This is a genomic window from Streptomyces sp. NPDC053431 (genome assembly GCF_044544925.1).
Taxonomy (GTDB): Bacteria; Actinomycetota; Actinomycetes; order Streptomycetales; family Streptomycetaceae; genus Streptomyces.
The window spans coordinates 1016432-1028922 of the sequence record NZ_JBITXX010000001.1 but is presented as its reverse complement, the minus strand read 5'-3'; the positions used below and the strand labels follow the sequence as shown (position 1 = coordinate 1028922).

Annotated in this window: 14 protein-coding genes; 1 reads left to right on the top strand and 13 read right to left on the bottom strand. The window is 73.9% G+C overall.

Annotated features, from left to right (window positions below; all coding sequences use genetic code 11):
• Positions 1-101 precede the first annotated feature (101 nt).
• The 11 genes from lgt to hisI form a co-directional block, all read right to left on the bottom strand.
• Complete coding sequence (gene lgt, locus ACIGXE_RS04565; RefSeq protein WP_399742901.1) at positions 102-1172, bottom strand: prolipoprotein diacylglyceryl transferase; 1071 nt, start codon at positions 1170-1172, stop codon at positions 102-104.
• Positions 1173-1248: 76 nt separating this feature from the next.
• Positions 1249-2085, bottom strand: coding sequence for a DsbA family protein (locus ACIGXE_RS04560; protein ID WP_399742898.1), 837 nt, complete (start codon positions 2083-2085; stop codon positions 1249-1251).
• 64 nt (positions 2086-2149) lie between these two features.
• Positions 2150-2968, bottom strand: coding sequence for a tryptophan synthase subunit alpha (gene trpA, locus ACIGXE_RS04555; RefSeq protein WP_399742896.1), 819 nt, complete (start codon positions 2966-2968; stop codon positions 2150-2152).
• The gene (gene trpB / locus ACIGXE_RS04550; RefSeq protein ID WP_399742892.1) at positions 2965-4248 is read right to left on the bottom strand and encodes a tryptophan synthase subunit beta; all 1284 of its coding nucleotides are present in this window, start codon (positions 4246-4248) and stop codon (positions 2965-2967) included. The genes trpA and trpB overlap by 4 nt, the downstream gene beginning before the upstream one ends.
• Before the next feature lie 494 nt (positions 4249-4742).
• Complete coding sequence (gene trpM, locus ACIGXE_RS04545) at positions 4743-5027, bottom strand: tryptophan biosynthesis modulator TrpM (RefSeq protein WP_399742889.1); 285 nt, start codon at positions 5025-5027, stop codon at positions 4743-4745.
• Between the two features lie 8 nt (positions 5028-5035).
• Positions 5036-5845 carry an indole-3-glycerol phosphate synthase TrpC gene (gene trpC / locus ACIGXE_RS04540; RefSeq protein WP_399742886.1) on the bottom strand — a complete coding sequence of 270 codons (810 nt, stop codon included), beginning with the start codon at positions 5843-5845 and terminating at the stop codon, positions 5036-5038.
• Between the two features lie 111 nt (positions 5846-5956).
• Positions 5957-6616 carry a DUF2752 domain-containing protein gene (locus ACIGXE_RS04535; RefSeq protein WP_399742883.1) on the bottom strand — a complete coding sequence of 220 codons (660 nt, stop codon included), beginning with the start codon at positions 6614-6616 and terminating at the stop codon, positions 5957-5959.
• Positions 6617-6692: 76 nt separating this feature from the next.
• Positions 6693-6953, bottom strand: a complete 261-nt coding sequence (locus tag ACIGXE_RS04530; RefSeq protein WP_399742880.1) for an HGxxPAAW family protein — start codon at positions 6951-6953, stop codon at positions 6693-6695.
• Between the two features lie 114 nt (positions 6954-7067).
• Positions 7068-7724 carry a TIGR02234 family membrane protein gene (locus ACIGXE_RS04525; RefSeq protein ID WP_399742878.1) on the bottom strand — a complete coding sequence of 219 codons (657 nt, stop codon included), beginning with the start codon at positions 7722-7724 and terminating at the stop codon, positions 7068-7070.
• Positions 7725-7788: 64 nt separating this feature from the next.
• Complete coding sequence (locus ACIGXE_RS04520) at positions 7789-9288, bottom strand: anthranilate synthase component I (protein WP_399742875.1); 1500 nt, start codon at positions 9286-9288, stop codon at positions 7789-7791.
• Between the two features lie 11 nt (positions 9289-9299).
• On the bottom strand, positions 9300-9668 hold the full coding sequence (gene hisI, locus ACIGXE_RS04515; protein WP_399742871.1) for a phosphoribosyl-AMP cyclohydrolase: 369 nt from the start codon (positions 9666-9668) through the stop codon (positions 9300-9302).
• A 132-nt stretch (positions 9669-9800) separates the two neighbouring features.
• Here hisI and ACIGXE_RS04510 point away from each other — a divergent pair, with 132 nt between their 5' ends.
• Positions 9801-10442, top strand: coding sequence for a TIGR03085 family metal-binding protein (locus tag ACIGXE_RS04510; protein ID WP_399742869.1), 642 nt, complete (start codon positions 9801-9803; stop codon positions 10440-10442).
• A gap of 144 nt (positions 10443-10586) precedes the next feature.
• On the opposite strand, the gene ACIGXE_RS04505 is transcribed toward ACIGXE_RS04510, so the two are convergent.
• Positions 10587-11834, bottom strand: a complete 1248-nt coding sequence (locus ACIGXE_RS04505) for an MFS transporter (protein ID WP_399742866.1) — start codon at positions 11832-11834, stop codon at positions 10587-10589.
• Between the two features lie 4 nt (positions 11835-11838).
• Complete coding sequence (locus ACIGXE_RS04500; RefSeq protein WP_399742863.1) at positions 11839-12426, bottom strand: ArsR/SmtB family transcription factor; 588 nt, start codon at positions 12424-12426, stop codon at positions 11839-11841.
• Between the last annotated feature and the right edge of the window lie 65 nt (positions 12427-12491).

The window sequence follows — 12491 nt, the reverse complement described above, 5'->3', positions numbered from 1 at the left end:
CCTGGGCGGGCCCCCCCCGCGGGCCCCGGGGCGGGGGTTCGCGCGGGGGCCCGGCCGGGCCCGCGGGGGCGGGGGCCCCCTCCGCCGTGTGTCCTACGGGATCAGCGCCCGCCCGCTCCGGCGCCGTTGTCGGCGGCGTCCTTGGCGGGGGCGGGGACGTCGTCCGCCGGAGCCGCATCCTCGGCGGCGTCCGTCTCGCCACCCGAAGCGGCCGGAGCCGCGGAGGCCTCGTCCGTGGCCTTGCCCCCGGTCTTGCCCCCCGTCTTGTCCTCGGTCTTGCCCTCGGACCTGTCCGCCTGGTCGTCCGCGTCGTCGGTGTTCTCCGCGGCCTTGTCGCCCTCGGCCTTCTCACCGGCGTCCTTCCTCGGCTCCACGATCTCCTCGCGGCCGGGGCGGACCTTCGCCGAGATCACCATGTAGGTGACGGCCAGCAGGCCGACGATGATCGCGGTCCACACGTTCAGGCGCAGGCCGAGGATGTGGTGCGCCTCGTCGACGCGCAGGTACTCGGTCCAGACACGACCGGCGCAGTAGGCGGCGACGTACAGCGCGAAGGCGCGGCCGTGGCCCAGCTTGAAGCGGCGGTCGGCCCAGATGACCACGAGCGCGACGGCGACGCACCACAGCGACTCGTAGAGGAAGGTCGGGTGGTAGAGGCCGGCCTCGCGGTTGGCACCGGCGGTGATCTTCAGGGCCCACGGCAGGTCGGTCGGCTTGCCGTAGAGCTCCTGGTTGAACCAGTTGCCCCAGCGGCCGACGGCCTGGGCGAGGGCGATGCCGGGCGCGATGGCGTCCGCGTAGGCCGGGAGCGGGATGCCGCGGCGGCGGCAGCCGATCCAGGCGCCGACGGCGCCGAGCGCGATGGCGCCCCAGATACCGAGGCCGCCCTCCCAGATCTTGAAGGCGTCGACCCAGTTCTCACCCTCGCTGAAGTACAGCTGGTAGTCGGTGATCACGTGGTAGAGCCGGCCGCCGACGAGGCCGAAGGGCACCGCCCAGACGGCGATGTCGGCCACGGTGCCGGCGGTGCCGCCCCGGGCGATCCAGCGCTTGTTGCCGAGCCAGACGGCGACGAAGACACCGATGATGATGCAGAAGGCATAGCCGCGCAGCGGGATCGGTCCGAGGTGGATCACGCCGGTCGACGGGCTGGGAATGTAGGCAAGGTCCATGGCAGGACCGACGCTACCCTGCCGGGCGGGCCGTACGGCAGCCAGCCCGGCAACTTCTCCGTAACGCCACCCCGTCTCAGTGGCCGGACGGGGACCCCGCGGCCGGGGAGGCGGTGCCCGCCTTCTTGCCCTTGTTGGCCTCGGCGACCCACTTCTTCAGGTTCTCCGGGGAGATCTGCTCGTCCCCCTTCGAGGGGAAGATCGGTTCTCCGTTGAGCAGGACGGACGGGGTGCCGCGGAACTCGCTGGCGCGGAACGCGTCCTGCGACTTCTTCACCCAGCTGTCGTGCGTGCCGTCCTCGACGCAGCCGCGGAAGGTGGGCGTGTCGAGGCCGGGGACCTTCGCGGCGAGCTCGATGAGCTTGGCGTTCTTGGCGTACGCGTCGTCGGTCTCCTGCGGCTGGTTGGTGTAGAGCGTGTCGTGGTACGCCGTGAACTTCCCGGCGTCCTGGGCGCACGCGGCCGCGTTCGCGGCGCGCAGGGAGCCGCTGCCGCCCATGTTGCCGTCGATGAGGGTGGCGAGGTGGTACTCGGCCTTGACGGCGCCCGCGGCCTCCAGCTCGTGGATCGTGTCCCGGAAGTACGTCTCGAACTGGGCGCACGCGGGGCAGCGGAAGTCCTCCCAGATCGTGAGCGTGGACGGGGCGTCCGGCTTGCCCTGTGGGATCGCGGGCTTGTCGCCCCCGATGGAACGGGCCGGCTCGACGACCGGGCCCGCCTTGTCGGAACTGTCCTTGCCGCCGCTGTTGGCGGCGATCACGCCGACGACCGCCGCCAGGCCCAGGACACCGACGACCGCGGCCGACACGATCAGGACGCGCCGCTGCTTCTCGCGGGCCTTCTCGCGCTCGCGCTGCTGCTGGAGGCGCTCCCGCGCGCTCCTGTTACTACCGTCACGGTTCTTCTCGCTCACGCCCACAGCAACGAACCGGGGAGGCACGCGCGTGCCTCCCCGGTGACGAATCCACCCGTATGGGTTACGAGCTGCGGCGCACGCCCTCGGCGAGTTCGGCCGCCAGTTCCCTTACGGCCTTGAGCCCGGCCTGCTCGTCGCCGTCGGCGTCGAGGATCCGCTTGACGAAGGCGGAGCCCACGATCACCCCGTCGGCGAAGCCGGCGACCTCCTTGGCCTGTGCGGCGTTGGAGACGCCGAGGCCGACGCACACCGGCAGGTCGCCGGTGGCGCGGGTGCGGCGGACGAGGTCGGCGGCCTGCTCGCCGACCGACTCACGGGTGCCGGTGACGCCCATGAGGGAGGCGGCGTAGACGAAGCCGGAGCCGGCCGCGGTGATGGTGGCCAGGCGCTCGTCCTTGCTGCTGGGAGCGACCACGAAGACGGTGGCGAGGCCGTGCTTGGTGGCGTGCTCCCGCCACACCGCCGACTCCTGGACCGGCAGGTCGGGCAGGATGCAGCCGGCGCCGCCGGCGGCGGCGAGCTCCTCGGTGAAGCGCTCGATGCCGTACCGGTCGATGGGGTTCCAGTACGTCATCACGAGGACCGGCTTGCCGGTGGCCTCGTGCGCCTCCTTCACCGTGCGCATCACGTCGGCGATCTTGACGCCGCCGCGCAGGGCGATGTCGTCGGCGGTCTGGATGACCGGGCCGTCGAGGACCGGGTCGCTGTGCGGCAGACCGACCTCGACGACGTCGGCGCCGCCGTCGAAGACGGCCTTGATCGCCGCGATGCCGCCGTCCACGGTCGGGAAGCCGGCCGGGAGGTACGCGATGAGCGCGGCCCGGTTCTCCGCCTTCGCCTTGGCGAGGGTCTCGCCGAGCAGCTGGATGTTCCCGGTCACTTGGCGTCCCCCTCGATCTCCGCGACGTCGGCGGCGTCGGCCGCCACCTCGGCGTCGGTGTCGTACAGCCCGAAGTAACGGGCGGCGGTGTCCATGTCCTTGTCGCCGCGCCCGGAGAGGTTGACGACGATCAGCCCGTCCCTGCCGAGCTCCTTGCCGACCTCCAGGGCCCCGGCGAGGGCGTGCGCCGACTCGATGGCCGGGATGATGCCCTCGGTGCGGGACAGCAGGCGCAGCGCCTGCATGGCGGCGTCGTCGGTGACGGCCCGGTACTCGCCGCGGCCGCTGTCCTTGAGGAAGGCGTGCTCGGGGCCGATGCCGGGGTAGTCGAGACCGGCCGAGATCGAGTACGGCTCGGTGATCTGGCCCTCCTCGTCCTGGAGGACGTAGGAGCGGGAGCCGTGGAGGATGCCGGGCTCGCCGGCGGTGAGGGTGGCGGCGTGCTCGCCGGTCTCGACGCCGTGGCCGGCCGGCTCGCAGCCGATCAGGCGGACGTCGACGTCCGGAATGAAGGCGTGGAAGAGACCGATGGCGTTGGAACCGCCGCCGACGCAGGCGACGGCCGCGTCGGGCAGGCGGCCCGCGCGCTCCAGGATCTGGCGGCGCGCCTCGACGCCGATGACCCGGTGGAAGTCGCGGACCATGGCCGGGAAGGGGTGCGGGCCGGCGACGGTGCCGAAGAGGTAGTGCGTCCGGTCGACGTTGGCGACCCAGTCGCGGAACGCCTCGTTGATGGCGTCCTTGAGGGTGCGGCTGCCGGACTTCACGGCGATGACCTCGGCGCCGAGCATGCGCATCCGGGCGACGTTGAGGGCCTGCCGCTGGGTGTCGATCTCCCCCATGTAGATGGTGCAGTCGAGCCCGAACAGGGCGCAGGCCGTCGCCGTCGCGACGCCGTGCTGGCCGGCGCCGGTCTCCGCGATGACGCGGGTCTTGCCCATGCGCTTGGTGAGCAGGGCCTGGCCGAGCACGTTGTTGATCTTGTGCGAGCCGGTGTGGTTGAGGTCCTCCCGCTTGAGGAAGACGCGGGCGCCGCCGGCGTGCTCGGCGAACCGCGGGACCTCGGTGAGGGCGCTGGGCCGGCCGGTGTAGTTGACCATGAGGTCGTTGAGCTCGCGGGCGAACTCGGGGTCGTTCTTGGCCTTCTCGTACTCGACGGCGACCTCGTCGACGGCGGCGACGAGGGCCTCCGGGATGAACTTGCCGCCGTAGGCGCCGAAGTAGCCCTCGGCGGACGGGACCTGACCCTCCGGGTCGGGAATGAAGAACTCGCTGGACATGCGGTTGCTCCTCGCGGGGCGGTGCCCCGAAAACGTGCGGTCATGAATCACGTCTTGCACGCAAACCCCATCACACCCACCAGACCTGCCCCGTTGACGGCCACGCCCGCCCCCGTTGTGGGCAGTCGTTCCTCCCCCAGACTTCGTCCGGGGGGACCCCCAGGGCGGAACGGGTGGGCACAACGGAACGCCGCGCCTTGCCGCGCCTAGGCCCTACCGCTTGGACGCCCGCCACGAGGGCGCGGCGCCGTAAGGGGCGGGCGTAGGTACAAGGAGCGGACGCGCCGCCAGGCGCGGTCCCGTGTGCCCACCCGTCCCGCCCCAGCGGGACGACTGCCCACACGGCGGTGGGCGAACGCCCACACGGCGGTGGGCAACGCCCGCGCGGAGAGGCGTGGGTGCGGCCCGCGCCGTCGGCGTGGGCCGCAGGGGCTGGCGGAGAGGCGTTGGCCGGCAGGGGCCGGTGGGGGCCCTAGGGGCCCGCCGGGGGTTGGTCAGTGTGTGGAGGTGCGCGCGAGGCGCGGGCGCCATCGCATCCCGTTGACCTGCCCCGGCTCGTCGCCGATCACGTAACGGACCCGCCGCCCGTGCACACGGCGCGCCGGCGCACGGCAGCCACGAGGGCGGCAGCCGCGGGCCAGCGGGGCGTGGGCGGGCACGGAAGCGGTACGGAGCAGGGTGCGGCGCCCCGGCGCCGCCCCGACCGCCGACGGCGCGCCGACCGCGCCCCGGGCGGCGAGGCCCGGGACGTACGGCGGCGCGTCGTGGCGGAGGGTCATGACCCGGCTCAGCTCCTGCCGTGCCGGAGCGCCGGGTGGGCGCCGGCGGCGACGAGGTCGGCCACGGCCGCCTTCGGGTCGCGGCCGGTGACCAGGGACTCGCCGACCAGGACCGCGTCGGCGCCGGCGTTGGCGTACGCGATCAGGTCGTGCGGCCCGCGGATGCCGGACTCGGCGACCTTGACGATGCCGGCCGGGATCTCGGGGGCGACGCGCTCGAAGGTGGAGCGGTCGACCTTGAGGGTCTTCAGGTTGCGCGCGTTGACGCCGATGATGCGGGCGCCCGCGTCGACGGCCCGCTCGACCTCTTCCTCGTCGTGGACCTCGACCAGCGGGGTCAGGCCGATCGACTCGGCCCGCTCGATGAGGGAGACCAGGGCCTCCTGCTCGAGCGCGGCGACGATGAGCAGCGCGAGGTCCGCGCCGTACGCCCGGGCCTCCCACAGCTGGTACGCCGTGACGATGAAGTCCTTGCGCAGGACCGGGATGTCGACCCGGGCGCGCACGGCCTCCAGGTCGGCGAGCGATCCGCCGAAGCGGCGCTGCTCGGTCAGGACGGAGATGACGGCGGCGCCGCCCGCCTCGTAGTCGGCGGCGAGGCCGGCCGGGTCGGCGATGGCGGCGAGCGCGCCCTTGGACGGGCTGGAGCGCTTGACCTCGCAGATCACCTTGACGCCGTCACCGCGCAGTGCGGCGACCCCGTCCTTGGCCTGCGGTGCCTTGGCGGCGCGCTCCTTGAGCTCGTCGAGGGAGACCCGCGCCTGCCGCTCTGCGAGGTCGGCGCGCACGCCTTCGATGATCTCGTCGAGCACACTCACGCGAGAGGCCCCCTTCCGGGACGGTGACGGTCTTGTTCAGCCACGTCGATGGTATCCGCAGGTGGCCCTCGGAATCGCATCGGTTGGAGTCGCGTCCCACTTCGTGGGACTTCAGGGGGCCAGTACGGAGCCGAACGGGAGGTTCCGTACGAGGGTGAAAAGGGCGAGAACGCCGCCGATTCCCCACCACCAGGCCGGGGAGATCACGATCCGCAGGGGCAGGCCGCGGACGGCGCGAACCAGCCACACGACCATGACGACGGCGAAGACCAGGTAGCCGACGACGGCGAGCGCGTTGAAGCCGAGGGCGGCGGCCAGGTCGCCGTGCGCGAAGGCGTGGGCGCTGCGCAGTCCGCCGCAGCCGGGGCAGTAGACGCCGGTGAAGCGGAGGAGCGGGCAGACGGGATAGTGGCCGGGTTCGTTGGGATCGACGCTCCCGACGTACCCGAAGGCGGCGACGACCCCGGCGAGCGCACCGAGCGGGGTGAGCAACCGCCTCCCCACCCCACGCGGCGTCGGCGCCACGGCCATGGGCGCCGTCCCCCAGCCCACCGCCCCGTGCCCGGACCCGGCCCCGGACCCGGACCCGGACGCGAACGTGGGCGCGGGCGCCAACCCGGCCGCGGACCCGGCCTCCGCCCCGCCCGGCGCACCCGGCCCGTGTCCTCCGACGTCCGCCCGCGCCTCCGGCGCGCCCTGCGCGCCCCGCGCGTCCGGCCGCCCCGCCCCGCCCGATTCCCTCATGGCTCCCGCCGTCGCCTCGTCGTCCACGTCGTGATTGTCACCGTTCACGCGCGAAGGCGCAGCCCGGTCGTGCCGGGCTGCGCCTTCGGGGTGAAGCGGAGGGTCAGGCGCGGGCCTTCTCGAGGGCGCTGGCCGTGGCGGCCTCGCGGGCGCGGGCGACGTCGGCCGACTCCTTCGGCATGCCCATGCCGGCGATCTTCATCGCGCCGCCGATGACACCGCCGAGGAGGATGACGCCGATGCCGGCCCAGAAACCGGGCACGTTGGCCGCCACCATGAAGATTCCGGCGATGCAGAAGCCGATGAAGGAGATGATGACACCGGTCCAGGCGGCCGGGGTGTGTCCGTGGGCGCTGCCCGCCATGAGTTGCTCCTCGTTGGTGTTGCTCGGTGGTGACGCCTCATTCTTCCGTACATGCGGGCGCCGTGATGCATCGGGGTGCCCGAACGATCACGCGTCGCGTCCACCGCGCCGGGCTCAGTCGCCGCGGGTCGGGTCCTCGCCGCGGTCGAGCGCCTTCCAGAGGTCCTCGGGGCGGTCGGGGTCGGTGGTGGCGGGGCGCCGGGCGGCGCGGGGCGCGCCGGAGCGCTCGTAGCGTCCGCCCATGGCCGGCCAGGACTTGCCGAAGCGGAGCGCGAAGAGTCCGGCGGCCAGGATGAGGACGGCGCCGGCGGCGGTGACGTACGGCCAGACGGTGTGGCTGAGGCCGCCGACGGCCGCGGCGGTGTTGCCGCTGATGCGGGCGGCCTCGGCGTCCAGGGCGGCGCTGTCGGAGGCGCCGAGGACGGCGGCGAGGGCCGCTCCCGCGCCGCTCAGGGCGAGCAGCGCGGAGACCATGGTGCGGCCGGTGCGGCGGACGGCGAAGACGGCGACGAGCGCGGCGAGGCCGACGATCGCGAGGGCGGTGGGCACGCCGGTGACGGCGCCGCCGTCGGCCTCGACGGGCACGGTGCCGCCGCCGACGGACGCGGTGCCCTCGGCCCAGATCTGGCCCGCGGAGAGCAGTACGACGGTGGCTCCGAGGGCGCCGAGCAGCAGCGCCGCGGCGAGGCTGCGGCGGGCACCGGTAGAGGCGGCGCCGCCCGTGCGGGCGGCTCGGGGCTGGGGTACGGGTACAGCACTCACGTACCCCACTATCCCCTACCGGCCCATGAACCGTTCATCCGGTCGTGTCATGCGGTCGGTCACACCGGCGTGGTCAGCGCCCGCTCGCGGGGGTCATCCGGTTGGCGGTGTGCACGGCCCGGAGGACGGCCGCGGCCTTGTTGCGGCACTCGTTGTCCTCGGCGACCGGGTCGGAGTCGGCGACGACACCCGCTCCGGCCTGGACGTACGCCGTGCCGTCGCGCAGCAGGGCGGTGCGGATGGCGATGGCGGTGTCGGAGTCGCCGGCGAAGTCCAGGTAGCCGACGCAGCCGCCGTACAGGCCGCGGCGGGTGGGCTCCAGCTCCTCGATGATCTGCATGGCGCGCGGCTTCGGCGCGCCGGACAGGGTGCCGGCGGGGAAGCAGGCGGTGAGGACGTCGAAGGCCGTCTTCCCCTCGGCGACCTTGCCGGTCACCGTGGAGACGATGTGCATGACGTGCGAGTAGCGCTCGATCGACATGAAGTCGACGACCTCGACGGAGCCCGGGGCGCAGACCCGGCCGAGGTCGTTGCGGCCCAGGTCGACGAGCATGAGGTGCTCGGCGCGCTCCTTGGGGTCGGCGAGCAGCTCCTCGGCGAGGTCGTGGTCCTCCTGCGGGGTGGCGCCCCGGTGCCGGGTGCCGGCGATGGGGTGCAGCATCGCGTGCCCGTCCTCGACCTTGACGAGGGCCTCGGGCGAGGAGCCGACGACGTCGAAGCCGTTCTCGAAGCGGAAGAGGTACATGTACGGGGACGGGTTGGTGGCCCGCAGCACCCGGTAGACGTCGAGGGCGGAGGCGGTGCAGGGGGTCTCGAAGCGCTGCGAGGGCACCACCTGGAAGGCCTCGCCGGCCCTGATGCGCTCCTTGATGTCCTCGACGGCGTCCTGGTAGGCCGGGCCGCCCCACAGGGCGGAGAACTCGGGCAGCTCGGAGGCCGGCAGGGCGACGGGCACGGTCTCGACGGCGCGGGCCAGGTCGGCCTCCATCGCGTCGAGGCGGGCCACGGCGTCCGCGTAGGCCTCGTCGACGCCGGTCTCCAGGTCGTTGTGGTTGATCGCGTTGGCGATCAGGAGGACCGAGCCGTCCCAGTGGTCGAGGACGGCGAGGTCGCTGGTGAGCAGCATGGTGAGCTCGGGCAGCTTCAGGTCGTCGCCGCCGTGGTCGCCGATGCGCTCCAGGCGCCGGACGATGTCGTAGCCGAGGTAGCCGACCATGCCGCCGGTGAACGGAGGCATCCCGGAGGCGAGGTCGCGCGGGGTGTGCAGGGTCTCGACGGTGGCGCGCAGCGCGGCCAGCGGGTCGCCGTCGACGGGGACGCCGACCGGCGGGGTGCCGAGCCAGTGGGCCTGGCCGTCCTTCACCGTGAGGGTCGCGTCGCTGCGCACGCCGACGAAGGAGTAGCGGGACCAGCTGCGGCCGTTCTCGGCGGATTCGAGCAGGAAGGTGCCGGGGCGTTCGGCGGCGAGCTTGCGATAGAGCCCGACCGGGGTGTCGCCGTCCGCGAGGAGCCTGCGGCTGACGGGGATGACGCGGCGGTCGGCCGCCAGCTTGCGGAAGGTCTCGAGATCCATGGCGCCTGACCCTACTCGGCCGCGAGGAGGACGTCGGCGTCGAAGCAGGTCCGGGCGCCGGTGTGGCAGGCGGCGCCGATCTGGTCCACCTTCACGAGCAGCGTGTCGGCGTCGCAGTCGAGCGCGACGGACTTGACGTGCTGGACGTGCCCGGAGGTGTCGCCCTTGACCCAGTACTCCTGGCGGCTGCGGGACCAGTAGGTGCAGCGGCCGGTGGTGAGGGTGCGGTGGAGCGCCTCGTCGTCCATCCAGCCGAGCATGAGCACCTCGCCGGTGTCGTACTGCTGGGCGATGGCGGGGACCAGGCCGTCTTCGCTGCGCTTGAGGCGGGCGGCGATGGCCGGGTCGAGGTCGCTGGGGGTCCGGGGCGTGCTGCTCATGGCGCCATTGTGCCGTGACGGGCGGTGTCGCCCGGCCGTGCGTCCACTGGGCGGACCGGTGGGACCGACCGGCGGACGGCGGGCGGTGCGTCTCCTGGGCGGAGCGGCGGTCGCGGCCTTACGCTGGCGGTCATGTCGACCCATGCGAAGCGTGAACGCCTTCTGCTCGCCGACCTGTTGGAGGCGGCCGGTCCGGACGCTCCGACGCTCTGCGAGGGCTGGCGGGCCCGGGACCTGGCCGCTCATGTGGTGGTGCGGGAGCGCCGCCCGGACGCGGCGGCGGGTGCCGTCGTGCCGGTGCCGGCGCTGAAGGCGCGGCTCGAACGGGTGCAGGCGGAGTTCGCCGACAAGCCGTACGAGGAGCTGGTCCAGCTGATCCGCACGGGGCCGCCGAAGCTGTCCCCGTTCACGATCAAGCAGGTGGACGAGGGCGCGAACATCGTCGAGTTCTACGTGCACGCCGAGGACGTGCGGCGGGCCCAGTCCGACTGGTCGCCGCGCGAGCTGGACCCGGTGTTCGCCGACGCCCTGTGGGCGCGGCTGGAGAAGTCGGCCCGGCTGCTCGGCCGGAAGGCGCCGGTGGGCCTGGTGCTGCGCCGGCCGAACGGGCAGACGGTGGTGGCGCACCGCGGCACCCCGGTGGTGACGGTGTCCGGGGAGCCGGGCGAGCTGACGATGTTCCTGTTCGGGCGGCAGGACGCCGCCAAGGTGGACGTGGACGGCGAGCCGGAGGCCGTGGAGCGGTTGCACCGCACGAAGCAGCTGGGCATCTAGCCGGCGCCGGCCGCGGCGGGTCCAGGACCGGCCGCGGCGGGTCCAGGACCGGCGGCAGCGGATCCAGGACCGGCGGCAGCGGATCCAGGACCGGCCGCGGTCGCCCGGTCGCCCGCCGGGCCGGCGGTGCCGGGCCCGCCGGCCCTAGCGGGGCAGCTCGGCCTTGCGGACGGCGGGGACGAGCAGTCCGTAGCCGCCCGAGAGGGCACAGACGGCCGCGCTCACCACGTACACCGGGCCGACGCCCCACAGCCCGATCGCGGCGCCGGTGACCGGGTAGCTGAGCGGCGCGAGGCCGAGCGAGCAGAGGCCGGCCACGGCGGAGACCCGGCCGAGGTACGCGGGGTCGCACGCGGTCTGGAGGAGGGCGTTGCACAGCGCGCCGGAGAGCCCGGCGAGCAGGCCGACGGAGAGGCCGACGGCGACCGCGACGGGCAGGCTCGGCGTGTACGCGAGGGCGCCGATCGAGACGGCGCCGAGCACCATGGTCCAGCCGCTGACGACTCCGGCGCGCGGGACGCGGCCCCGGACCGTCAGCAGCAGCGAGGCGGCGCCGGCGCCCGTACCGAAGCCGGCGAGGATCCAGCCGATGCCGGAGGCGCCCCACTCGCGCCGCTCGGCCAGGACGGCGAGGCCGACGTTGAGCGGGCCGACGAAGCCGAGGTCGCTGAGCAGCACGACGATCATCAGCGGGCCGAGGACGCGGTGGCCGCGCAGATAGCGCAGTCCGTCGGCGAGGTCGCTCAGGGCGGTGCCGCCGCGGGCCTCGTCGGTGGCGGGGAGCGGGCGGAGCCGCAGCGTGCCGAGCAGCGGGACGGAGAGGGCGAAGAGCAGGCCCGCGGCCCCGAAGGCGGCGGTGGGGCCGCCGAGGGCGACCGCGAGTCCGCCGAGCGGGGCGCCGAGGACGGCGCCGCAGCGGTGCGCGAGGCCGCGCAGCCCCTGGATCCGGGCGAGCTGGTCGGGCGCGGCGATCCGGGGCGGCAGGGCGCCGACGGCGGGCAGGAACAGGGCGTCCACGATGCCGAAGACCACGCCGACGGCGGCGAGCACCCAGAGGCCGGGCGAGGCGAGGAACAGGGTCGCGGCGAGGCCGAGGACGACGAGGGCGCGCGCGGCGTCGGAGCCGATGACGACCCGGCGCGGGCCCAGCCGGTCGGCGACCACTCCCCCGCCGAGCAGGAGCAGGGCGCGGGGCACGGCGCTGACCGCCATCACGAGGCCGGCCTGGGCGGGGGTGCCGGTGCTGACGGCGGCCCAGGACAGGGCGAGGTAGTAGACGCTGTCGCCGAGGGTGGAGGCGGTGTAGGCGCCGACCCAGCGCAGCACGTTGGGGTCGCGGTGGGCGGGGCGGGCGGGGGCGGCGGTGACGGCCGCCGTCGTGGTCGTGGTCATCGGGTCAGCCCCGGTAGGGGAAGCCGTGGAGGTGGACGGCGACGTTCTCGCGGCCCTCGGTGTCGCCGGCGGCCTCGGCGGCCCGGGCCTTCCCGTCGTGCTTCCGGAGGACGGCGTCGAGCTCCTCGCCCAGCGCGGCGAGTTCGGCCGGGGTGAGGCGGGGCAGCCACTCGGCGCTGATGACGGCGGAGCGCCAGGCGTCCGACCAGGTGAGCCGCTCGTCGAGGAAGCGCCGGTGCAGGGCGGCGCGCTGCTCGTCGAGGGTGCGCCCGAGGGCGTCGCTCGCGGCGACGAGTTCGGGGGCGTCCCTGATGTCCTCCTCGCGGATGGTGAAGCCGTACGAGCTGGGCTGCCACCAGCGCTCCCGGCCGTCGGTGGACCGGGTCTCGGCCTCCTCGATCATGCCGTGCTCGGCGAGCTTGCGCAGGTGGTAGCTGACGAGGGAGACGGCCTCGTCGACCTGCTCGGCGAGCTGGGAGGCGGTGGCGGTACGGGCCACGAAGAGGGCGCGGTAGAGGCGCATCCGCAGCGGGTGCGAGAGGGCCTTGAGGGTGCCGAGGTCGGTGATCCGGCGATTCTCCTGCGAGGTCATGCCAGGAACGGTAGATACGAAAGAGATCTTGCGCAACAGGATTTGCACAAATAATCCAGTGCATC